Here is a 22701-nt window from a genome sequence, read left to right on the forward strand (position 1 = left end):
TAAGCCCTTCCTGTCCCATGTTAAAAGCCCTCGAACTCTTTGGATTCAAAAGCTTCGCTGAGCGAACGCGTTTTGAGTTCGACACAGGGATCACCTGCGTCGTCGGCCCGAACGGGTCGGGGAAGAGTAACGTCGTTGATGCAATTAAGTGGATTCTCGGAGATCAAAGCCCCAAGAGTCTCCGCGGCAGCGAGATGACCGACGTCATCTTCAACGGCTCGAAGTCCGCTCGCCCGTCAGGTTACGCAGAAGCCATCATCTCGTTTGACAACACGAACAACCTGCTGCCACTCGAAGCCAGTGAAGTTCAGATCGGCCGTCGACTTTACCGTGGCGGCGATTCCGAATATCTGATCAACAACACCAGCGTCCGCTTAAAAGATGTCCGCGACCTGCTCATGGGGACCGGAGCAGGACTGTCTGCGTACAACATTATCGAACAGGGACGCGTCGGTCAGATCCTGCAGGGGAACTCGCTGTCGCGTCGTCAGTTCATCGAAGAAGCAGCCGGGATCAGTCGCTATAAGGCACGCAAGCAGGAAGCAGAAAAGAAGCTCGAGCGGGTTAACCTCAACCTCGCGCGTCTGCAGGACATCGTCGATGAAGTCGAAGCCCGACTGAATTCGACACGCACACACGCCGCCAAAGCGGCCAAGTACCACGAAGCCTACACCGAACTGAAAACCTGGTGGCTGGGTTATGCGGCTGACGAATTTCAGTTTGCCTCAGAAATCATTCAAGACTGCCAGGAGAAGGATGCTGTCCTCGCGAAGGATCTCGAAGCCACGCAGGCGAAAGCAGAAGCCGTCGAGACGGAACTGGCAGGCCTGAACGATCAGTTGATGCAGAAGGATCGCGACGTTCAGTTTGTCTCGCGACAACTCTCTGCAGTGCGTGAATCGATCGTCGAACAACAGGCGACGATGCGCTACGAAGCACAGCGTCATGTCGAAACGATTGATGATCAGGGGCGTTTACGCTATCAGCGACAACTTCTCCTCAAGCGTCACGCCGAGATGGCCGCGCGTCTGGAGCAGGAGAAAGCACGTCACGCCGAACTGCAGGAACTGACAGAAACTCAAAAAGCCGCAGAGACCACCAAGCGAACGGAACTGGGCGAACTCAAAGCCGAGGCGGATCGACTTGAGAAGCAGAAGATCGAACTGACTCGCAGCATCCAGGCGTCGGAACTTCGTATCAGCCAACTGACACAACAACGCTCGGTTCTGGCTGCCAAGCAGGAAACCGTACGCTCTGCGATCAAACGCAATCAACAGCAGCTGACGGATCTCAAAGAGGTCCTCGAAGACGCACATGCTCGCGAGCAGCAGTTGCTCTCGCGTTTCGATGATTTGAGTGCCGCTCAGAAAGTCCAGCAGCGCTCTCTGGCTGAGCTCGCCGAGAAGCGATCTCGACTGGTCGAACGCCAGAAGGAACTGCAGGAACAGGAAGGTCAGGCACGCGAGAAAAAGTCAGGCCTCGAAGCCAGATCGCTCGTCCTCTCCGAGTTGGAGTCCAAGCAGGCGGGGCTGGCTGTCGGGCTCAAGGAAATTCTGAAACGTGCCCGCACGGTTTCGACGGCTCCCTGGAACACGATCAAAGGTCTCGTCGCCGACATGATGGAGATCGATTTTCTCCATGCGGCGGTCGTCGAAGTTGCGCTCGCGGAACGGGCTCACTGGATCGTCACGAGTGACGTTGTCGGACTTGTTGATCACCTGATTGATCATCAGCCGGACTTGTCGGAGCGGATCGGGTTTCTCGATCTTGTCGGGACACCGGCCTGGAACGGGCTGCCAGATTTCTCAGAGTTTCCTGGCGTGATCTCTCGGGCCGATCAACTGGTCACCTCCGTCAGCCTGCCGGGGAGCGAACTCGCCGAGCGGGTCCTGGGCGATACCTGGGTTGTCGAAAACCTGCAGATCGCACGCGAACTCTCTCGCGGCACCCGTGGCATGGGACGTTTCGTGACGCTGCAGGGCGAGCTCATTGATCGCGGCGGAGTGGCTTATCTTGGAGCCGTTCAGCCCGAACAGTCGGTCATCTCGCGTCGCAGTGAGCTGATGCAGATCCGTCGTCAGACCATCGAATGCGAAGAGTTTCTCAAGTCAGCTCAGATCGAAGCCGTCGAGATCATTCGTCAGCTCAAAGAGATCTCCACCGAAGAACAGCGTGTCCGTCAGGAGTCACTCGCACAGACGAATGAGCTCAATCAGCATCAGGTCGAATTGCAGACTCAACAGCGCGAATGTGGGCGACTCGAAGAGGAACGTGCCCGCGTCGAGAACGACCTGCTGCGTCTGGAAACGCACGTCGGCGGCCTCGAAACCGATATGGTCACGACCGACGAAGAAATCACCAACCTGCGAATGGCACTGGAAGACGTTCAGACCGAGCATGCCCGCATCGAGCAGAACGTCATCGCCCATCACAAACAGGTCCGCGTCATCAGCGAGGAACTGGCCGAGCTTCAGCTGTCGACCGTACAAAGCTCTGAGCGTTTGCGTGCACTCGTGCAGACGATTGAACGTCTCGACGAAGAAGCCGTCCAGCGACAAGGTCACCTGCAGGAAGCCCACCGACGCCTCGAACAGACAGGTCAGCGGATTGAGAAGAGCGATCTCGTTGTCCTCAACACACGCGCCAAACTCGATGAACTCATCGGCAACGAATGTCGTCTCGCAGGTGACTATGAGAAGAAGTCGGCCGAGAAGATTCGTGTCGAATCACGCCGCGGCATTCTCCATCAGCAGGATCAGCAGCTGCGTGGCACGCTAAGAGGTCTCCAGGAGCAGCGTTACACCCTCGACCAGACGACGCGCGATCATCAGCGGACTCTCGAAAACCTCGCCGAAAAAATGCAGGAAGAGTACCAGATGACGCTGCAGGACGTCGCCGAGACGCGGGCGTCTTCTTATCAGCTGTATCTGCAGGAACGCGGCATCTCGCTTCCGGGGTCAGCCGATGTCGACTCTGAGCAACTCGATGAAGGCATGCTCGAAGAGATCGAGCAGAACTGGAACTATGAAGCTGTCCGTACCGAGCTCTTTGAACGCGTCGAACGCCTGCGCCGCAAACTCAAGATGATCGGCTCCGTCAACACCGACAGCCTCAAAGACCTGCAGGAACTTGAAGGCCGCTTCAAAGAAATGTCCCTCCAATTGGCCGACCTCAACGAAGCCAAGTTCACCCTCGAAGACATCATTCGCAAAATCAACGTCGAGAGCAAACGCCTCTTCATCGAAACTTACGAGAGTGTCCGCGGCCAGTTCCAGATCCTCTTCCGCCAACTCTTCGGCGGCGGCGAAGGAGACATCATCCTGGAAGACCCGAACGACCCTCTGGAATGCGGCATCGACATCACCGCGCGTCCGCCAGGCAAAGAGTTGCGGTCATTGTCACTCTTATCGGGAGGCGAAAAAACACTGACCGCTGTCGGGTTGCTGTTCGCACTCTTCAAGAACAAGCCCAGCCCGTTCTGTATTCTCGATGAGGTCGACGCTGCCTTGGATGAAGCCAACATCGACCGCTACATCAACGTTCTGGCGACCTTCAAACAACAAACCCAGTTCGTCATGATCACCCACCGCAAACGCAGCATGACCGTCGCCGACTCGATCTACGGCGTCACCATGGAAACCGCTGGCGTGAGTAAACGCCTCTCCGTTAAGCTGGATCAGGTCAACGACAACGGCGAAATCCGCGAAAGCAAAGCAGCGTGATTATTTCCGGTGTGCCACGGCCGTGTCGGCCGTGCTCTTCACTTAATCGCAAAACGTGAACTCGGCACGGCTGACACAGCCGTGGCACACAACTCCTATTACAGCACAATCTCTGTCCCGATCCCCTCGGTCGAATAAATCTCCAACAGCAAGGCATGCGGGATACGGGCGTCGATCAGGTGGATCTTCTTGACCCCTGCTTTGAGCGCATCAATTGCAGCTTCGACCTTTGGAATCATCCCCGCGTCGATCACACCCGTCTTCATCAGCTCGCGGCATTTGGCTGCATCGAGATGTGAGATCAGCGTTGAAGGGTCATGTCGATCCATGCAGATTCCCGGCACATCGCTGACGAAGACCAGCTTCTCAGCATGAATAAGTCGCGCGACGGCAGCCGCCGCGGTATCCGCATTGACGTTCATCAGTTTGCCGTCACGATCCTTCGCGACCGATGGCAAGACCGGAATGGTATCCGCGCGACACATCGCCAGCAGGATATCACGCTGAATATCAACGACATGGCCCACTTGTCCCAGATCGATTTTCTCACCTGAGGCTTCGTCATCGAGCATCAGCTTTTCAGCGATCAGAATGTTCTGCGACTTGAAGTTCAACCCGACCGCTCGCCCCCCCTGGGCCTGAATCTCCTGCACGACCGCTTCGCAGATCTCCCCGGCCAGAACATCGCCGACGATGTTCATCGTCGATTCGTCGGTAAAGCGTCGACCCTGCACGAAACGGGGCTCGATCCCGGCATCCTTCATCGCCCGGCTGATCGACTTCCCGCCGCCATGCACAATGATCGGCTTCATCCCGACCGATTCCAGGAAGATCACATCCGTCAGAAACTCTCGGACCGCTTCCGGCTCTTCCAGCGCAGACCCACCCAGTTTGATGACGATGTGACGATCACGAAACCGACGAATGTACTCCAGCGCATCGACCAGAACGTCTGCTTTTTGGATCGCTTCCTGGATTTTCGGATTGTTCGACGGCATGGATGACTTTCAAACGTTCTCGTGATCAGCTGTGATGTCGCGAAGGCAAACCATAGGAATACCAAAACTGCGAAGAAAGCTAAACCAAACGGAGACAGGCCGGGAAAATTTCGAAAGCGATGGTGGCTGACAGTGTTAACGTTGCTCATTTACTCACAACTGATGTATATAGTTTTAAGAGGTACACTCTCTCAGCGCTATTGGAAACGAACTGTGAGTGAAGACGAATCCGGAAAGACAAAATACTATTTTGTTGATGAAGCAGGTGACCCAAATATCTTCAATCGGAAGAAGAACATCATCGTCGGATCTGAGGGAGCATCTCGATTCTTTTCCGTTGGACTGCTCGAAGTGACTTCCCCTACTTCTCTCTCAAAGGATCTCATTGAACTCCGACAATCACTCTTGAGCGATCCTTATTTCAAGAACGTGCCATCAATGCAGCCGGCAGCGGGTAAAACTGCTCTCTATTTTCATGCAAAAGACGACTTGCCGGAAGTTCGGAGAGAAGTGCTTAAAGTCCTCATGACTCACGACTTGAAGTTCTTTGCCGTCATTCGAGACAAGCTCAGAATTTCAAAGCTTGTTCTCGAACATAACAAGAAGAATTCTGCATACCGCTATCATCCCAACCAGCTTTACGACCGATGTGTCAGCCGGCTATTCAAAGAAAGATTGCACAAAGATCGCTCTTATCGAATCGTATTCGCGACACGAGGCTCTTCAGACCGAACGGCAGCATTTCAAAAGTCACTTGAACAAGCAAGGCGTAACTTTCGGTTCGCATCTGAAAGTGTCCCTCGCTCGTCGGATTCTCAATCTCCGATCGAAGTTGTGCCATCAAAACCACACGTCGAAGTTTGCCTTCAAGCCACAGACTATTTCCTCTGGTGCTTACAACGATTGATTGAGAGGAACGAAGCGAGGTTCTGGGACATCGTCGTCGATAAAGTCAGTCTTGTCTACGATATCGATGATTTGAGGAGGACTGAGTACGGCGAGTACTACAGCAGGAAACGTCCTCTCACTTTTGAAGAATTCTCAAAAAGAGAGCCGGGGATATAGAACTCAACTGAATGAGTTACACGGCGTGGAGCCGAATTTCTTCCACCGGCTATTTAAGTCTATAGTCAGATTTACTTTCCGTCAACATGATTTGGCGGCTTCATGCAGCTTGTTCTTGCTGATCTTCATCCATGGCCTTCCATCACCCCGAGCTGCTCCAGCCGACGGTAAAACTTCGCCCGCGTCATCCCCAGCGACTGCGCCGCGAGCGTCTTGTTCCCACCGGCTGCGACGATCGCCTGTTCGATGAGGCGTCGTTCCACCTGCTCCAGGTGCTTCTCCAGATCGAGCGGTTCGAATGGCTTGTCTTGTGATGCCTGTTCGACGCGAAGCTGCTGAGCATCTTTCCCCATCCGAAAACGAAACGGGAGGTCAGCCAGCGTCAACTTCGTTTCCCTGGCCTGCTGATGAGCCTGTCCGACGACGTCTCGAAGCTCCGCAAGATTGGCAGGCCACTGGTATTCAATCATTTCCAGCAGGAACTCTTCGGTCCATCCTGAGACTTGTTTTTCAACAGTGAGATTCTGCTCCGCGATAAACATCTGCATGAGCAGCGCCAGATCCTCGGGACCTCGTTCGCGCAACGTCGGCAGTTCAATAACGAGACTGGAAATCAGCAGGTCAAACTCGGGGGTCAGCAGGTTTTGCAGCCGAAGTGCATCGAGACCTTGACGAGAGGTCGCGATCAGCCAGGTGCCGTGTGTCGCGAGTTCACTCAGTTTCAGTTGAACATCTCTGGGAACCCCCTCGATATCATCGAGAAGAATGATGCCGTTTTTGAATTCGCCCTGCTGCTGGCGTTCGAGAATCGTTTTGATGTGATTGGTGAAGGCGGTGACCGCAATTGCCTTCGTGTCAAAAGAGATCACCTCACGACTCGCGCGATCGGGTGAGGATTGCACGATAAACCGGGCCAGCGCCGACTTGCCGGTCCCGACGGGCCCACTGATGAAGGCCGGACAGCGAGTTCGAGCAGCAACGTCGGCTTGTCGCTTCACTTTCTGCCACAGCGGCGATCGTCCTACCAGGTGAATCGTCGACGCCGGTTCTTTCGCGAGCTCTTGCGCCAGGAATCGATGCCAGTAGTTCGCGATCTCACCCGCCGACTGCTGATGAGCGGTCGGCGTGATGAAGCACAGAACGGTTTCAATCTGGCCCGAGGGATCTCGCAGCGGCAGAAACTGGATGACCGTGCTGCCTGCATCAAGTGGCAGCGTCGCGATATCCCCAGACGTGAAACATTCAGGCGGAGGTGACAGGCGTGACAGCAGTTTCTCCAGCGATTCATTCCCCGTCGAGAATTCATCACTCATCGTCAGCCCGGCGGCGAAAGGCGTCCGTTTGCCGAGGACATCCCCCGCAGTCACTCCGAAGAGCTTCTCCGATCCATGATTGAAGAATCGGATCCGACGCTTCACATCCACCAGATACATCGGCTGGCTTGTTTCCATCAACCAGACGAGAAGGCCGGACTTCGCGGCACGCTTCGTCATGTGGGAGCATCCGGGATCGGGATATTCGGCGACGATTCTTTCAGCAGATTGCGATCACGCGTGAGGTCCGCCAGTTCCTGGTTGAAGATGACCACCAGGGCATGCAGGACCGAAGCCACGATCGGTGCAATGAACACTCCCCACAGCCCCATCGCCTGCAAGCCACCCAGAATCGTGACGAATGCCAGCAGCGGATGCAGCTTGGCATCGGAGTTCAGAATATAGGCGCGAAGGACGTTATCAATCGTCCCGACGACGAAGAACCCATACAGAAACAGGACCGTTCCCCAGAAGTATGAGCCGTCCCAGAACAGAATGATCATACAGGGAAACCACACCAGCCAGATGCCACCCAGTGGAATCAAAGCCGCGAGGGTGCAGACGATGGTGTAAAGAAAGAAGTGACCGAAGCCCAGGAACCACAGCATCGCAGACGTTGCAATCCCCTGCCCGCCCGCTGCGAGCATGGTGGACGTCATGACGGCTCGCACCGCGATCGCGAATTGTTGATAAAGACGACGCTGGTGTTCCGTGTTGACGGGAATCATTTCTTCGGACGCCTTGAGCAGTGCCGGACCGTCAGCCAGAAAGTAGTAAATCGCGATAATAAAGATCACGACTCCCATCGCCGACCAGCTGAGGGACGCGAGAATGTTGAATGACGAGAGCGCGTTACCAGGGGTCAACGTCGTTTGTACCATCTGAACGAAGAAGTTCTGCAGCCCCATACGGATCTCTTCTTCGCGCTTGCGGATCTCAATCTCGACGGGATGCATCATCCCTTTGCCATCGCGATGATTTTCGTCCGGAGTTACCTCATCTGATGTCGTCGCCGTTTCGATGCCCAGTTTCGAAGAGTTGCCAGCTGCCATTCCCAACTCTTCGAACTGTGTCTCCGATTTTTCGAGCGGACTGGGCACATCAGGCGCATTTGGATTGTTGACGACACCGACACCTTCTGCATCCGCAGCTGGATCGGCTGTCGTTGAGGCTCCTGTTTCCGTATTCGATGGTTGACCGTCAATAACCTGCTCAGCATCCTTGTCGAGGCTTTCGATGAATTCATCGAATGTTGTCTCCGGGAAGGTCTTCTGCAGCCATTCGGCCGCCTTGCGGATGTTCAGCCGCTGTGCCACTTCGTCGACAGACTGGGACCAGTTATCGGCATCAAGGTGATGGGTCGCGAGTGTGTATAACTGCAGTGATCCGATAAGAATGCCAACCACCGTCGGAATCATGATCATGGAAACCAGGGCGGTCGTGGTCACGCCAGCGGCCCAGTAGCGTTTGTTATTGAAGCGTCGCAGAAAGTATCCATAGATCGGCTGACAGATGATCGTCAGAATCCCCGCCAGAAACATGGGGAGCAGGAAGGCGGAAAGGATCTGAAAGAATGTCAACCCGAGAGTAAAGATAAGGATCCCGAGGACGATCAGAGACACCATTCTCACCGTCAGACTACGGGAATCGAGGCTGTCTGGCGCCTGAGAAACAAAGGCTCGCTGGTAATCGTTCGGGACTGGTGATGACATGATTTCTCTGTATTCCCCAAGATTTGATGAAGGATCAAATCTCAAAATTGACTTGATCTGGCCTGAGACCTACAATCCATGAGCGATTTTTGATTGGTTGCTCAGGACACATCCGCTCAGGACACATTCCAAGTCACCTCACCTCACTTCTTTGAGTGGCAATCAGACCGACGATTTCGCTCTAGCCGACACGACGTTCAGCGGCCCACCAAACCTGATCGAGCATCCCATACACAGACTCACTACGTCAAGTGCATCGTCCGAGATCACCGCGATTTCTCAAGACGTGGAACTGACGGTAGGTTGAGCAGGAATCGCCTCATGCCACAACGTTGCGTCCTCATGTTCCACGCCCAGAACCGACCCGGAATCATTGCCGCGATCACCACAGCATTGGCAGAGCTCGGCGGAGACATGTTTGAAGCCAGCCAGACAGTTGTTAACGAACATCTGACTATGATCATCGCGGCTAATTTTCCTGATCATCGTCAGCCGGAAGTCATTATCCAGCACCTCTCCGATGCGGGACGGGCTTACGGCCTGTCAGTCTCGTTCGCTCCTCGCGTCGAGAGCATGGCCCCAAAATCTCGTGACACGACACGCATGTTCCTGCACCTGAGCGGAAAAGACGCCCCGGGGTTGCTGCGTGGCATCTGCGCATTTCTAGCTGGCCAAAACGTCGATATTCTCGACCTCAGAGCTCGCAAGAACGAGGACTCGACCAACTTCGAAGCTACTCTCGAACTCGATGTCCCCACTCTCATCAAAGCTTTTGAGCTTCAGCATGATTTAGACGACTGGGGCTTCCTCAACGGCCTGCACATGCAGCTGTTCTCCAAAATGGAAATGATCCCGGATTCCGGAGTCATTGCAGGCTACGGCCTCCATTACCAGCCCGTCAGCTGATGCCGAACATGCCTACCTGGGATGCGGCTTATGCCAGCGCGGTCAAAAAAGTCGTGCCATGATCACAGCTTTGGGTGAGCATGCTGCTTCGTTTCACACTGGAGCGTCCAGAACATGCTTGCTCAAAGCCGCAAGCATGGCACATCGCTGGGTGCCACTGGCTGTGCCAGTGCTCTCAGGGAAACCAGCGACACTGTTTCAGACATTCGTCACTGCCCCATAGCATACGCGTTCCGCGCATAAAAAAACCTGTCGCAAATGCGACAGGTTTTTCTTTGAATCGTACCTACTGCGAATTACTCAGCAGCAGTTTCAACGACTGGAGCAGCTCGTTTTTTCTTCTTCGTGCGATCGTTCTCACCAACGAACTCCAGAATAACCCGAGTACCGTTGTCGCCCAGACGAGGAGTCGCCAGACGAACGATACGGGTGTAACCACCATCGCGGCTACGGAAGCGGTAAGCCAGTTCGTCGAACAGAATGCGGAGGGCATTCTTGTCTCGCAGATCAGCGAAGGCACGTCGTCGCAGTGCGATCGCTGGAGAGATCGCAGCGTTCCACTTTTGCCATTCTGGTGACTTGCGCCACTCTTCCCAGGTCTTTGAGTTCTTCTCAGCGGTCGTTTCGAACTCGCGAGCAGCTTCTTTATGCTTAATCGCCTTCTTAGCCAGGGTGATCAGCTTCTCGACGGCTGGGCGGATTTCCTTCGCCTTGGCTTCCGTCGTGACGATACGACCTGGGACCTTCGGAACGTTCTCGGCGTCCTCTGGAACGTTGGTCGAAATGATCAGGCTGACGGCCATGTTGCGGAACATGGCTTTGCGGTGAGAGGCGTTACGGCCCAGTTTACGGCCGGTGTTGCGGTGTCTCATGGGAATGGCTCGTATCGTTGATCAAAGGACAAGACCCTCTGGTGATTCCAAAGGGTCAATGATCCGGAATTGGTAATGATTATTTAGCGGATGCGGACTTCGGCAGTTTCATACCCAGTCGCAAACCGATGGTGCCCAGACGCTCACGAACTTCGACCAGCGTTGTCTCGCCGAAGTTGCGGACCTGGAGCAACTGATCGTCGGTCTTGCCGACGAGGTCGCGAACCGTGTTGATACCTTCTGATTCCAGACAGTTCGTTGCACGAACAGAAAGGTTGAGTTCAGCCAGGCTCTGGTTGAGCTTCTCTTCCAGTTCGAGATCGATTGGAGAGTAGCCTGTTTGTTCCATCATACCGAGCAGGCCGCCTTCTGGACGAAGTTCTGGACCTGGCTCTTTGTAGGTAATGAACGGATTCAGGTGCTTACGCATGATCTTGGCGGCTTCGACGAGAGCCATCTCTGGCTTGACGGTGCCGTTGGTCCAGATCTCCATGATCAGCTTATCGTAGTTGGTGCGCTGACCGACGCGAGTATCTTCGACGGCGTAACGGACGCGTTCCACTGGCGAGAAGATGGCATCCAGAGGAATGACGCCGACTTCGGCTTCCTGCTGATAATGCTCGTTGGCTGGGATGTAACCACGGCCATTCTCGACGGTCAACTCGATGTAGAGAGGAACGTCATCGGTCATGGTGGCGATCACGAGGTCCTTGTTGAGGATCTCGACTTGATCGTCAGTGATGATGTCTGCACCAGTGACAACGCCACGATGGTGACGCTCGATACGCAGAGTCTTGGTGCTCAGGCTGTGGTTCTTGACGATGACCGACTTCAGGTTCAGGCAGATATCGGTGATGTCTTCGACGATCCCCGGGATGTTGGTGAACTCGTGCTGAATGCCCTGAATCTTGACGCGGGTGATCGAGCTACCTTCGAGGCTGGACAGCAGGATTCGACGAATCGAGTTCGCAATCGTTGAGCCGAAGCCACGTTCGAATGGCTCGACCACGAATTTACCGTAGCGAGAGGTCATGCTGGCCGCATCGGGCACAACTCGGCTGGGAAGTTCAAGTCCACGCCAACGAATCCGCATGGGTATTTACTCCGGTTGGTGAGAATGCAGTGTCTTCGAGAAAGCCGACGCAAAGTGTCTGGCGAAAACCAGAAGGGCGTCGGGATAGTATTCGTTTCGTGCCGAGGGCCGCAGAAGCGGCATTTCTCAGACGCGGCGACGCTTAGGAGGGCGGCAGCCGTTGTGTGGCAGCGGGGTGACATCTTCGATCAGCTTGATCGAGATACCAGCGGTCTGCAGGCCAGTGATGGCTGATTCGCGACCGGAACCTGGTCCCTTGACCCGGACTTCCATCTCGCGGACGCCGAACTTGCGAGCACGGTCAGCACAGATTTCGGAAGCACGCTGAGCAGCGAATGGCGTGCTCTTACGAGAACCTTTGAAACCAGAAGTACCGGCTGATGCCCAGCAGAGAACTTCACCGTTGGTGTCGGTAATCGTCACCATGGTGTTGTTGAACGTCGCTTTGATGTGGGCAATGGCGCGGGTGACGTTCTTGCGGATCTTTTTCTTCTTGACGTTAGCCACGAATCGACTCGCTTACTTAGAGAAGGCTTATAGGAGAATTGTGCAGGAATATGGAGGACCAAAGACGACTTTCCGATGCGTATCGACGCAGCAGACAAATCAGTGCTTCATGTCCTTAACGCCCTTCTTACCGGCAACTGTCTTACGGACACCCTTACGAGTACGGGCGTTGGTTTGAGTGTTCTGACCGCGAACAGGCAGACCACGTCGGTGACGAATCCCGCGATAGCTGTGGATCGCCTGGAGACGCTGGATGTTCTGGCCAATCTGACGACGCAGCTGACCTTCGATCACATAATCCGTATCGAGGACAGAGTTGATTCTTGCGATATCGTCGTCGTTCAGGCTTTTGGCCTTCATCTGAGGATCGATTTCCAAGCGACGGCAGATATCGACCGAATTTACTTTCCCAATGCCATAAAGGTAGCTGAGGGAAATGTAAACAGGCTTATCGTTTGGGATGTCGACCCCTTGAACGCGAGGCATAAACCAGCTCCGAGTGTATTCGTTAACTGTAACTTATTTGAAAACGGGAAGTTATGAAAATTAGCCTTGGCGTTGCTTGTGGCGTGGGTTAGCCGAGCAAATCACGTAGACTTTTCCCTTACGCTGGACCACTTTGCAGTGTTCGCAGATGCGTTTAACGCTGGCGCGGACTTTCATGACTCAACCTGCCTAGAAGACATAAACCGTTGTATGGACGAGACCTGCGACCAATTAGCTGCAGGTACGACGGACGCGCCGGGTGCGAATCGCTAAAAAAACAAATCACCGCACTTCAAGTCAAAATGCGGTGAACATCGTTCGGCGCTGCAATTGGGGCTGTCTGACACGCGGCGATTAGCCGTGAGTCTGGCCATCATAAAAAAATATTTTTTACAGGCAAGTCATTGGGCCTGTGTGGCGAACAAATTGCTTGGAAAAGGCGAACCAAGCCGACTTAGAGCAAATGGACAGCATTTCGATATTTTCAGGCCGCACATTGAAAAAGGCCATCCGAATAAATCCTGGATGGCCTTTAGCGTATCAGTTTACCCTCTGATTAGAAGGCACTTGGGAACGGAATCACCACAGGTTTCTTAGGCTCGTCCTTAGGTGTTTCCTCTGGCTTTCGAAGCGGGTTATTGGGTGCTGGCACAGGTGCTGAGCTAGAACCGCCTTCCGTCGCAAATTCAGGAAGCAGCGGTCGCTCTTCCGGGGCGATGTGGTAAATCGGGAACTCCTGACTGCGTTCTCGAAGCATGATGATCAGGCCGGTCTCATTTGCCACGAAGATACGGTCGGTACGAGGATTCCCGGGCCACAAGTTACACATCTTCATGGGGATCTTGCCTTCCAACTGCCCGGTGCTCCGATCCAGAATCAACAGATTCTGAAGGAAATCACCCGCAAAGATGCGCGTCTTTGAAACTCCCAGAAAGTGGTCAGCGTTGGCAAGGTTCGAATCCCAGTTCCTGACCCCGGTCTTTGCATCAATACTTGTCAGTCCCCCGCCACGCGGTGTGATGAAGAGTTGATCTCCAACCGGGATTGGAGCCTGCTTGATGGGGAAGCCGGACACATAGTGCCAGTTCACCGTGCCATCACGCGGGTCGATGCTGTAATTGTTGTAATCTTCAGACGCGACGAAGAGTTGCTTTCCATCGGTCGTCAGCGGAGCCGTGATGGGGGAATCGGTTTCAAAGCGGTAATGCAGCTTTCGGCTCTTTCCATCCACACAAAAAACAGACCCGTTGCGGCTGGCAAAAATGACCAGGTCTTTCATGATCAGTGGCGTGGTGGTGATTTCCTGACTGGTCCGGTAACGCCAGACTTCGGCAGATTCTGTGAACTGCGGCAGCTTCCCAGCTTCAAAGAGCTCCCTCACCTTATAGAGGTCATAAGCGAACACAGTGCCATAAAGCGTGCCGAAATACAGGCGATCTTCATCCAATGCGACGGCTGTCGAAGGAAACTGGGGAGAATCAAGTTCCCACAGCTGGTGGCCGCTGCGAAGGTCCAGGGCAAAAATCTTCAATCCACTGACAACGACAGCCAACTCGCGGTTGGCGGTGACGGCAAATGTGGCGGCGTCAAACAGGCCGGGCTTGGAGACCCACATTCGCTTGCCTGTTTCTGCATCGAAGGCAGTGATGTATCCACCAGCCGACTGCATGAAAACCATCTCTTCCGTGAAAGAGATGTTGCGGATCTTATCTCGCTGGGAGTTGATGACTGCGTATCCCCACCAGCCCATTTCCAGCCCATAACGCGACAGGAGTTCTGGACTCGGCAGTTGCTGAGCCGAAATTTCAGGTGTCGCGATGGCAGCAGACAGGCAGAAGATCGCCAGTAAAGTGCGAATCACGAGGGGGCGAAGTGATGAGATCATGAAACAGCGTCCCGAGTGAGGCGTTGTCGATAGGAATGGAGTATCCAGCCGGGAGGTGTCCCGTGTCGCGTACTATCGACGCAAGTCGATGTGGCTGTTCAACCTGGCTTATGTCGTCCGATTTGCAGGTCCAACGATCACAAACGGCTCATCTGGAAAATTCCGTATGGCGGGCACAGACCATCCGAGCTGATCGTTAACCAGTGTTGATGATACGGAGACAGGAGCGAAAATCCATTTTTTTTCGATGGATGTCGGTACTTCGCCTGATTTTTCATCGTGCCCCCGTCGTGATCGTCACGACTTGTCCACAGCTTGTGCATCCGATCGTCCAGAAAGTATTTGTTCGACGCTTCCGCGGGCGATAATATGATAGCTCGAATGCTTCGTCTGTTCGCCCTTTTCATTGAGTCCCGCCTGACGTGAACCAACACTTGTTGTACTGTGGCTTCATGCTGACGCTGCTGGCGTTCTCAGCGGAAGTGCGCGCGGATCTGGTTCAACTGAAATCAGGAGGCGAACTGCATGGGCAGGCGTCTCACCCCACTCAGAAAGACGGCGGGTATGTGATCCGATCGCTGTCAGGCGCTACGGTCGAGCTGAATTTCGAGGAAGTCGCGTTCGTCACTGCTCGCTCGGGGCTGATCGATGAGTATGAGCGCAAAGCTCGCCTTGCTCCCATGACGATTGAAGATCAGTGGGCGTTGGCCGAGTGGTGCAGACAGTCCGATTTAAAAGTCGAGCGACAGACCCATTTGAAATCAATCCTCGACATCGATCCCGAACATGAAAAGGCGAACTACGCCCTCGGTCGAACGAAACGCAATGGTCTCTGGGGGACCCGAGACGAGCACATGTCCGCCCTCGGCATGGTGAAGTATCGAGGCCGATATGTGACTCCCGAAGAGCTGGAGCTTCTGGAAAAATCGTCAGAAGACCGCGAAGTCGAGAAACAGTATTACGCCAAGGCTCGCATGTGGCATGGCTGGCTGGTCAACGGCGGAGTGGCCCAGCAGAAGGCGATGGATGAACTCAAGCAGTTAAAAGATCCACTGGCCCTCAAAGGTCTGTCGAAGTATTTCCAGTACGATAACAATCGAGAATTTCGCAAGCTGGCAGTCGAGCTGTTTGCCAATATCGATCACACCGGCGCCGTGGCCCGGCTGGTAGAAATGGCCGTCACCGATGCTGATGGGCATATTCGACAGACCGCGCTCGAGGCGATCAAAATGAGTCGGAAAGTAGATCAGGCGATTCCCTACCTGATTCATGCCTTATCGAGCTCTGCAAATCTTGTTGTGCGTCGTGCAGGAACGGCGCTGGGCGAACTGGGTGCAGAGAAGGCGGTTCCTCATTTAATCGCAGCGCTCGTGACCGTTCACCAGTATCAGAAGGAAGAAGTTGTTCCCACGTATGGCGTGGGGATAGGGGCCGGTGGGAATGTTGGGTTTGGAGCCAATGCAGTGCTTCCGCCGGAAATTGAAGCCATGATGCGCACCGGGCAGCTGCCGTATGGTGTGCAGGTTTATTCGGATCGCAAGCCGATCACGCAGATGGTCAATGTCAGCATGGCTCAGGAAAACATGGAAGTGCTCGATGCCCTCGTCGCGATAACCGGGCAGAACTTCGGGTACAACGAACGGACGTGGCAGCTGTGGTGGAAGTCACAGCATCCGTAAAGAGGCGCTAGGTATAAGGCGCTGGGCGTTAGGAGGAAGACTAGGCGATGCTTGCTTATCGGCGAGTAGGGTGCTGGTGAGTCTTCGAACCGCACCAAATGTGCTCTCAAACAGCGTCACGACTCTCTTGCGACGAGAGTCGATCTCGTGCGGTTCGCAAAGCCTCATCAACACCGTACAATGAATGCGAAGACGGCGTCTTGGATTTCCTTGATGAAAGCAGAGTGATGGCGAAGCAGAAGCAGGCGATGGTGGGGTCGCATTTGTCGATCGCGGGTGGTTACTACAAGGCGGCGGACTCGGCTGGCGGTTATGGAATGCCGACCGTGCAGATCTTCACGAAGAACAACAACCAGTGGAAAGCCAAGCCTCTCACACAGACCGATATCGACGCGTTTAAAAAGGCTGTCGAAACGCATGGCTTGACGCAGTGCTGTGCTCATGACAGTTACCTGATTAACCTCGGTTCGCCTGATGACGAACTGTGGGAGAAGTCGATCGAAGCTTTTGAGATCGAGTTGTTGCGGGCAGAGGCCCTCGGCTTGATGGGGGTTGTCATGCACCCGGGAAGTCACAATGAATCAACGCCGCAGGAAGGGATTGATCGCATTATCGACGCGTTGAATCGTATACATGCCAAGACCGCCGGCGTCAAAGTGTTAACGCTCCTCGAAACAACCGCTGGTCAAGGCTCGAGTCTGGGCTACCGCTTCGAGCATCTTCAGGCGATCATCGGCGGGATGAATAATCAGGACCGCGTGGGCGTTTGCCTCGATACCTGCCACATCTTCGCGGCGGGTTATCCACTCGGAACGAAGGAGCAGTACGACGCGACCTTCAAAGAGTTTGACAAGCTGATAGGAACCAAGCGGATCAAAGCCTTCCACGTCAACGACAGCAAGAAAGCGCTGGGGTCACGCGTCGACCGACATGATCACATCGGCGAGGGCTTGCTGGGGATCGAGCCGTTTCGGTTTCTCATGAACGACAAGCGCTTCCGCGGCGTTCCGATGTTTCTGGAAACCAAGAAAGAAGTCCGCGACGGCGAGGATATGGATACCGTCAACCGGGATCGTCTGCTGGGGTTGATTGAGGAATAGGCGCTAGGGATTAGGCGCTGGGCGCTAGGAAAATCAAGGAGTGGGGGACGCGATGACTCGGGAACGTGTGCTTTCGGTTGACGCGAGTCGTCGGGTCGATGAAGTGGCGATCAAGGACTATGGCATCTCCAGTCTGGTGCTGATGGAGAATGCGGCTCGCGGGGCGGCGGATCTGATTGAGGCGTTGCTCCCCGAGCGCGGGCTGGTCTGGATTGTGTGCGGCAAGGGGAATAATGGCGGGGATGGATTGGCAATTGCCCGCCAGTTGGATGGACGAGGGTATGAGGTGCGCGTTGACCTACTTGCAACCGCTGATGAACTCAGCCCGGATGCGAAAGCCAATTACGATATCATCCAACGTGCGGGCTTCAAGATCCGTGAACTGAAGGACGGCGATACCGCTACACTGGAAAGTTGGGCAACGGACTGGCAATCGGCCTCTCTACTTGTCGATGCAATGCTGGGGACCGGGACGACAGGAAATGTGCGTGAGCCTTTCGCGACCGCGATCCGTATGATGAATGAGACGGATGTGGACATCGTCGCGATCGACCTCCCGTCAGGTCTCGATGCTCAGACGGGGATTCCTGGATCGGCGTGCATTCGAGCGAAGGCCACCGTCACGTTTGTTTCGTCCAAGACCGGATTCCTGAATCAACAGGCAAAAGCTGTTTTGGGGACTCTTTATGTCGTCAATCTTGGTCTACCACGAAGACTTCTTGAAGAGGTCACGTAAACCTTTACTCCACACGTACTGATGAACTCGTCTGGCCTGAAAACGTCATTCGACCTATACTACGCAGCCCCTTTTTTCTTAGGTTTGCGGATACGAATATGACCTCCGGCGCCGATGACGAGCAGGAACTTCTCGAAGAAGAAGTTGCCAGCGATGAATTTTCGATGGATGAGATCGAGGCGGCTTATCAACGCGCGCTCGAAATCACCGAGCAGTCGGAAATGGATTTCCCCGAACTTGCGGGGCTCGAAATGCCTGCAAGTGAAGAGGCTGTCATTGATGATTCCCCCGTTGCTGAGACGAAAGCAAAGCGTCGCGACGATGGACGCCTCATTCGAGACCGCAACGTCGACGATGAGACAGAGTTACCGAAGCTTTCCCTGGAGCAAATTGTTGAAGCGTTTCTCTTTGTCGGCGGCGAAGGTCTGACACTCAAGCGCATGTCGGGCTACCTTAACCAGGACGGCAAGCCAGAGGTTGTTGAGCAGGCGATTTCCAATCTCAATGAGAAGTACGAGCAGCAGCTGCGACCGTATCGGATTGATCTTCAGGAAGGTGGCTATCACCTGAAGCTGCTGTATGAGTTCGAGCCGATTCGCAATCGAGTTTTTGGACTGGCTCCAAAGGAAGTGCGGCTCTCCCAGGAAGTCGTCGAAGTCCTGTCGTTCATTGCTTACAAGCAGCCTGTGACGATCGAGCAGCTGAAGGCGCTCGAACACGAGAACGTCATGAGTTGCGTCAAACAACTCGCCGCCCGTGATCTGGTGACCACGACCGAAGGCACCGAGGGCGGACATCGCTACGTCACCACGGCCCGCTTCCTGCAGGTGTTTGGGCTCACGAATATCAAAGACCTGCCACGGCCGGATCACCTGGATTACAAGTAAGCGACAGTCAAAGAGAAATTAGCGTGTGCCACGGCTGTGTCAGCCGTGTGATTGGTAATGTGTGATGCGCAGCTGCACGGCCGACACGGCCGTGGCACACTTTTGATGAATGCGTGGCACGTAAGACGGGATCATCAAAACGAAAAAAGCCGACGTGCCAAGGGGCAGCGTCGGCTTGTGTCAGCCGGGTTCGTCCGTCGCGTCCGATCAGATGAGGAACTTCAGACGCAAGGCGGAGGAGCGGGGTTGGGATTACGGAGCGGCTGGGCCAGCACAGCGGATCAGGTGATCGTGGTCGATGTAGACGACGTCTTCGACTTGATCAGTGTGACTGAATGGAACGGGCCAGCTACTGCGGATCGTCTTCTCGAAGTAGACAGTGCACTTATAGTGACAGCTGTGGAGCTTGGCTGGACCGACCATCGGGTAGAAGCGACATTCGCCCAGGCGATCGACGATTGGCTCGACCACGATGCGAACATTGTTTCGCGAGGTCTCAGACAGGAAGGCCACTCCGCCTGATGTGTCGTCTGGCAGTGAGCGGACGACTTCGTCTGGAGATGGTGGGTCCATGCAGAAGATCGGAGCATTCTCCCCTTCGACTGGGTCGAGAATCGGCACTTTCAGGTAGTACTCTTCCATGTGGTAGCGATCTTCAATCTTCTGGCTCCAGTAAGAGGGAACCGGAATCAAGGGGGTCGTTCCCCAGAATCTTGCCAGATTGAAGGCAACGACGGTGAAACCTCCAAACAGCTCGCAGCCGCTGGACAGCGTGGTCGTGGTGGCGATCACCGCGACGAGCATGAGTTGACGAACGAAGCGTTGAGTTGGGAACATCGAGGTCTCCTCCGGATCGTTGTGATGCAGGCTGTTGTTCCTCAAGCAGACTGCACGAACTTGGCTGACGATCATCCGTCTTTGGACTTGATCCCGATTTTCTCTTGCGAGCGAAACCGGGCAGTTAAGTGACATATTGAGCGCCCCGGCTGGGCTGTGTTCGTCGTGCTTGACGTCACAGAAAATATCCGGGGGCTCATCTGTGTTATCGTCGAGCCTGAGGGCCTGACTTTGTCAAAATGGTACGGTTTTGAGGATTTTTCCGAGAACGAGTGTCGTAGTGATCAGCGCGGTTGTGTCGCGCATAAAAAAAGACGTTCTCTGACCAGGAGAACGTCTTTCGGCATCACTCGCATGCCCACAAATGCATGCTGGAGAGAAGTTTGGAGCAATCGGGATCGGTGACTCTCGTAAGACAAGGAGAGTTTGGCTCCCTGCTCGCCAGCGTCAATTCATTACCAGTTCTTGGGGTGCATGAACCACCACCAGCGGTCGGTCTTGGAGTCGAATTCGAGCTGCCAGCTGCCGTCTTCCCAGACGAGGCTTGATTTACGCCACCCCAGTGGAACCTGAGGATATGGGTAGAATGGGCCGATGTAAGGGAAGGCTGAAGCCGAGTATTGCTTCGGATAAGAGACCGCAGCAGAGTTCGGGTAGGCAGCATAGGTCGGCCAAGAGTGCTGAGGCATGTTTGGCTGGTTGTAGACCATGTTGCTGGACGATGCCGAGTAGCCAGGAGATGGTGGCATCATCCCGGCAGGAGGAGCCATGCCTTGCTGATAGCTGGCTGGCATCGCTGGCATGCCCTGCATTGGAGGCATCCCCTGCATCTGTGGCATACCTTGCATTGGTGGCATACCAGGCTGAGGATAAGCGGCTTGCATTGGAGCACCGCCAGCGACTTGCAGTTGGTTGTCAACAGCACCGACGCCAGGAACCTGGCCGACGACTTGTTCAGCCACCATGCGTTGCTCTGGAGAGAAGACGGCTCCGATGATCGTCGCCGTTCCGCTCTTGAAGCGGATTTCCATGTCCTGGCCTTGAATGCCAGCCATTTCCATGGCCTGGGCAATCTGTTGAGCCATCGCCTGATTGCTGACGCCAGCCGGTGGAGCAGGAGCAGCCAGCGGGGTGTCGTCATAGCTCGCCTGGGTGATCATCCCGCGAGGAGGAGCAGCTGGCGTGGGAGCCATTGCTGTCCGGACCTGTGGGCTCATCAGGGTCATTTCATTGTTGACCTGAGTGACGCCAGGATAGTTCTTCAGAATCTGCGTCACGACAGTCTTCTGATTGGCGTCTTTGATCTTACCTTGAATGGTAGCAACACCATTCTGATAGACGATTTTGACGTCCTGACCTTCGATCGGGACGCCGGCTTGTTTCGCCTTCTTCAGCTCAGCAGCCAGTGAATTGGCGACTTGCTGATTGTCGACGCCAGCCGTCTGAGCGGCTGCGTCTGCTTTGTCTTTGCCCCATGGCGCTGCCATGGTAACGGTCGGGGCAACGGCCAGGACCCCGACGGTGAGAATCCACTGTCGCTTCAACAACATGACTGGTACTCCTCCAAGTTGACTTGCACGACTTGAATTAGCGTGCCCCGTCATCGGGTGGCCCCGGATCCGGGTAGAGATTTGCGAATGATGCGGAAAAAGGGGACCCTGATTCGGCTTATTTGGTCGGCCTTGCCATCGCTGGCAAGTTCTCGAACCAGGGATCAGACATAGTCCCTACTCAGTTCTATCGGTCAGTCTGTAACGGTTATTCCAAAGATTTTGCCTGGAGTGACTGGAAAGCTGGAAAGTTTCTGCCGGTTGTTCCGAAGGTTCCGGACGAAAAGCAGGCAGAAAACAACAAGCTGGCAAGCTGGAGAAAATAGGGCTTTGTAAGGAAGTTCGGGCTCCTGTCATTCCTCTTGATGCGTTTGGGCTGATCTGCGACGATCCCGACCCATTCACAGGAATGCAATCTCCTCAAGGAAGAGAAGACGGCTTGTCACGAGCGTTCCGCTATTTCCTGATCCTCTTATGTCTGATTGGCAATCTGCCGTCTGGCTGCGCGACCATGCGCAGCGCGTCTAACCCTCCGGCCACCAATTCGCTGTTCGTGCAAACGAATAATGAGGAGATGCTGTGGGAACGAACAATCGACGTGCTCCATACCTATCTGTTTGAAATCGAACGCGAAGACCGCTTCGGTCGTGTGATTGAAACACAGTTCAAAGTCGGCTCTGGCATTCTGGAACCGTGGCATCACGAATCGGTCGGACTGGCGAACCGCATGGAAAGCTCGCTGCAGTCGATCCGTCGCAAAGTCTTTGTCTATGTGACCCCGGCGGAAAACGGAACGGGTTACTTCGTCACTGTCGAAGCTGTCAAACAACTGGAAGACCTCAAAGGAGGACTCGCTGCCAATTCCACAGGCGCAGCGACGTTTTCTGAAAACCAGCCTCTGCAGCGTGACTTGAATTACGTCGTCGGCCAGACTCGCCCGTCGGGCTGGATTCCCAAGGGACGGGATCTTCTGCTGGAGCAGGAGATCATCTCGGAGCTGCGAGCCGCTTATCGCTCGTAAGTTCTGCTGAAACGAGTACGCGGGTCTCCCAACTCTCAATATTCGGGTAGTCCGGGTTGTCCCAGCCCGGACGGCGCAGCCGCTAGAAACACGCTCGATCGCGCATTGAACGCCCATTTCGTGTTTCCCGTCAAGCCCGGGTGGCTGGGGTCAGGATTTCTAGCTGACCCCAGTTCATTCGCAGTTGGATGCACATTCTGGGGTCAGCTATCGATCCTGACCCCAGCCACCCGGTAGTCACTTGATGTTTCTTATTATGTCTGGGCGACACGGGCGCCCCAATGATCACACTCGTTTACATCGACACCTGGTGATGGAAACGGTATTCTGGC

19 protein-coding genes are annotated in these 22701 nt (G+C 54.7%); 8 read left to right on the forward strand and 11 right to left on the reverse strand.

The annotated features are described in order from the left end of the window. Positions 1–17 precede the first annotated feature (17 nt). Positions 18–3722 (forward strand): coiled-coil domain-containing protein, encoded by a 3705-nt coding sequence (smc, locus tag SH248x_RS15255; protein ID WP_459555156.1) that lies wholly within the window; start codon positions 18–20, stop codon positions 3720–3722. A 98-nt stretch (positions 3723–3820) separates the two neighbouring features. Here the strand turns inward: smc and argB are convergent, their stop codons facing one another. After that, positions 3821–4720: an acetylglutamate kinase gene (argB, locus tag SH248x_RS15260; RefSeq protein WP_459555157.1), complete on the reverse strand. Its 900-nt coding sequence runs from the start codon at positions 4718–4720 to the stop codon at positions 3821–3823. Positions 4721–4852: 132 nt separating this feature from the next. On the opposite strand from argB, the gene SH248x_RS15265 reads away from it, so the two are divergent. Continuing rightward, entirely contained in the window at positions 4853–5785 is a 933-nt protein-coding gene (locus tag SH248x_RS15265) for a DUF3800 domain-containing protein (protein WP_459555158.1), read from the forward strand. A gap of 125 nt (positions 5786–5910) precedes the next feature. On the opposite strand, the gene SH248x_RS15270 is transcribed toward SH248x_RS15265, so the two are convergent. Beyond that, positions 5911–7278 carry a transcriptional regulator gene (locus SH248x_RS15270; protein ID WP_459555159.1) on the reverse strand — a complete coding sequence of 456 codons (1368 nt, stop codon included), beginning with the start codon at positions 7276–7278 and terminating at the stop codon, positions 5911–5913. Beyond that, complete coding sequence (locus tag SH248x_RS15275; protein ID WP_459555160.1) at positions 7275–8810, reverse strand: AI-2E family transporter; 1536 nt, start codon at positions 8808–8810, stop codon at positions 7275–7277. Before SH248x_RS15275 ends, SH248x_RS15270 begins: the two co-directional genes overlap by 4 nt. Positions 8811–9131: 321 nt before the next feature. On the opposite strand from SH248x_RS15275, the gene SH248x_RS15280 reads away from it, so the two are divergent. Further along, the gene (locus tag SH248x_RS15280; RefSeq protein WP_459555161.1) at positions 9132–9716 is read left to right on the forward strand and encodes an ACT domain-containing protein; all 585 of its coding nucleotides are present in this window, start codon (positions 9132–9134) and stop codon (positions 9714–9716) included. 296 nt (positions 9717–10012) lie between these two features. Here the strand turns inward: SH248x_RS15280 and SH248x_RS15285 are convergent, their stop codons facing one another. The 6 genes from SH248x_RS15285 to SH248x_RS15310 form a co-directional block, all read right to left on the reverse strand. Further along, entirely contained in the window at positions 10013–10588 is a 576-nt protein-coding gene (locus SH248x_RS15285; protein WP_459555162.1) for a bL17 family ribosomal protein, read from the reverse strand. Positions 10589–10667: 79 nt separating this feature from the next. After that, positions 10668–11681 carry a DNA-directed RNA polymerase subunit alpha gene (locus tag SH248x_RS15290; protein ID WP_459555163.1) on the reverse strand — a complete coding sequence of 338 codons (1014 nt, stop codon included), beginning with the start codon at positions 11679–11681 and terminating at the stop codon, positions 10668–10670. A gap of 126 nt (positions 11682–11807) precedes the next feature. Then, positions 11808–12188 carry a small ribosomal subunit protein uS11 gene (gene rpsK, locus SH248x_RS15295; RefSeq protein ID WP_459555164.1) on the reverse strand — a complete coding sequence of 127 codons (381 nt, stop codon included), beginning with the start codon at positions 12186–12188 and terminating at the stop codon, positions 11808–11810. A gap of 99 nt (positions 12189–12287) precedes the next feature. Further along, on the reverse strand, positions 12288–12674 hold the full coding sequence (gene rpsM / locus SH248x_RS15300) for a 30S ribosomal protein S13 (RefSeq protein ID WP_459555165.1): 387 nt from the start codon (positions 12672–12674) through the stop codon (positions 12288–12290). A gap of 60 nt (positions 12675–12734) precedes the next feature. Then, positions 12735–12851: a 50S ribosomal protein L36 gene (gene rpmJ / locus SH248x_RS15305; protein WP_459555166.1), complete on the reverse strand. Its 117-nt coding sequence runs from the start codon at positions 12849–12851 to the stop codon at positions 12735–12737. A 379-nt stretch (positions 12852–13230) separates the two neighbouring features. Beyond that, entirely contained in the window at positions 13231–14559 is a 1329-nt protein-coding gene (locus SH248x_RS15310; RefSeq protein ID WP_459555167.1) for a PQQ-binding-like beta-propeller repeat protein, read from the reverse strand. 422 nt (positions 14560–14981) lie between these two features. Between SH248x_RS15310 and SH248x_RS15315 the strand changes: the two genes are divergently transcribed. From SH248x_RS15315 to scpB, 4 genes are all read left to right on the forward strand, one after another. After that, positions 14982–16238: a HEAT repeat domain-containing protein gene (locus SH248x_RS15315; protein ID WP_459555168.1), complete on the forward strand. Its 1257-nt coding sequence runs from the start codon at positions 14982–14984 to the stop codon at positions 16236–16238. Between the two features lie 227 nt (positions 16239–16465). Further along, positions 16466–17338: a deoxyribonuclease IV gene (locus SH248x_RS15320; protein ID WP_459555169.1), complete on the forward strand. Its 873-nt coding sequence runs from the start codon at positions 16466–16468 to the stop codon at positions 17336–17338. A 52-nt stretch (positions 17339–17390) separates the two neighbouring features. Continuing rightward, complete coding sequence (locus SH248x_RS15325) at positions 17391–18074, forward strand: NAD(P)H-hydrate epimerase (RefSeq protein WP_459555170.1); 684 nt, start codon at positions 17391–17393, stop codon at positions 18072–18074. A 98-nt stretch (positions 18075–18172) separates the two neighbouring features. Continuing rightward, positions 18173–18961 (forward strand): SMC-Scp complex subunit ScpB, encoded by a 789-nt coding sequence (gene scpB, locus SH248x_RS15330; RefSeq protein WP_459555171.1) that lies wholly within the window; start codon positions 18173–18175, stop codon positions 18959–18961. 252 nt (positions 18962–19213) lie between these two features. Here the strand turns inward: scpB and SH248x_RS15335 are convergent, their stop codons facing one another. Continuing rightward, the gene (locus tag SH248x_RS15335; protein WP_459555172.1) at positions 19214–19798 is read right to left on the reverse strand and encodes a hypothetical protein; all 585 of its coding nucleotides are present in this window, start codon (positions 19796–19798) and stop codon (positions 19214–19216) included. Between the two features lie 455 nt (positions 19799–20253). Then, on the reverse strand, positions 20254–21348 hold the full coding sequence (locus SH248x_RS15340) for a BON domain-containing protein (RefSeq protein ID WP_459555173.1): 1095 nt from the start codon (positions 21346–21348) through the stop codon (positions 20254–20256). Between the two features lie 439 nt (positions 21349–21787). Here SH248x_RS15340 and SH248x_RS15345 point away from each other — a divergent pair, with 439 nt between their 5' ends. After that, positions 21788–22369 carry a hypothetical protein gene (locus SH248x_RS15345; protein ID WP_459555174.1) on the forward strand — a complete coding sequence of 194 codons (582 nt, stop codon included), beginning with the start codon at positions 21788–21790 and terminating at the stop codon, positions 22367–22369. Positions 22370–22701 lie beyond the last annotated feature (332 nt).

Origin of the sequence: Lacunimicrobium album (assembly GCF_052161635.1) — a bacterium.
Lineage (GTDB): Bacteria > Planctomycetota > Planctomycetia > Planctomycetales > Planctomycetaceae > SXPC01.

What these genes read in the sequence shown, in the direction of transcription:
- smc (WP_459555156.1), top strand. Translation starts at nt 18, where the DNA reads ATGTTAAAAGCCCTCGAACTCTTTGGATTCAAAAGCTTCGCTGAGCGA.
- argB (WP_459555157.1), bottom strand. Translation starts at nt 4,720, where the DNA reads ATGCCGTCGAACAATCCGAAAATCCAGGAAGCGATCCAAAAAGCAGAC.
- SH248x_RS15270 (WP_459555159.1), bottom strand. Translation starts at nt 7,278, where the DNA reads ATGACGAAGCGTGCCGCGAAGTCCGGCCTTCTCGTCTGGTTGATGGAA.
- SH248x_RS15275 (WP_459555160.1), bottom strand. Translation starts at nt 8,810, where the DNA reads ATGTCATCACCAGTCCCGAACGATTACCAGCGAGCCTTTGTTTCTCAG.
- SH248x_RS15280 (WP_459555161.1), top strand. Translation starts at nt 9,132, where the DNA reads ATGCCACAACGTTGCGTCCTCATGTTCCACGCCCAGAACCGACCCGGA.
- SH248x_RS15285 (WP_459555162.1), bottom strand. Translation starts at nt 10,588, where the DNA reads ATGAGACACCGCAACACCGGCCGTAAACTGGGCCGTAACGCCTCTCAC.
- SH248x_RS15290 (WP_459555163.1), bottom strand. Translation starts at nt 11,681, where the DNA reads ATGCGGATTCGTTGGCGTGGACTTGAACTTCCCAGCCGAGTTGTGCCC.
- rpsM (WP_459555165.1), bottom strand. Translation starts at nt 12,674, where the DNA reads ATGCCTCGCGTTCAAGGGGTCGACATCCCAAACGATAAGCCTGTTTAC.
- rpmJ (WP_459555166.1), bottom strand. Translation starts at nt 12,851, where the DNA reads ATGAAAGTCCGCGCCAGCGTTAAACGCATCTGCGAACACTGCAAAGTG.
- SH248x_RS15310 (WP_459555167.1), bottom strand. Translation starts at nt 14,559, where the DNA reads ATGATCTCATCACTTCGCCCCCTCGTGATTCGCACTTTACTGGCGATC.
- SH248x_RS15320 (WP_459555169.1), top strand. Translation starts at nt 16,466, where the DNA reads ATGGCGAAGCAGAAGCAGGCGATGGTGGGGTCGCATTTGTCGATCGCG.
- SH248x_RS15325 (WP_459555170.1), top strand. Translation starts at nt 17,391, where the DNA reads ATGACTCGGGAACGTGTGCTTTCGGTTGACGCGAGTCGTCGGGTCGAT.
- scpB (WP_459555171.1), top strand. Translation starts at nt 18,173, where the DNA reads ATGACCTCCGGCGCCGATGACGAGCAGGAACTTCTCGAAGAAGAAGTT.
- SH248x_RS15335 (WP_459555172.1), bottom strand. Translation starts at nt 19,798, where the DNA reads ATGTTCCCAACTCAACGCTTCGTTCGTCAACTCATGCTCGTCGCGGTG.
- SH248x_RS15340 (WP_459555173.1), bottom strand. Translation starts at nt 21,348, where the DNA reads ATGTTGTTGAAGCGACAGTGGATTCTCACCGTCGGGGTCCTGGCCGTT.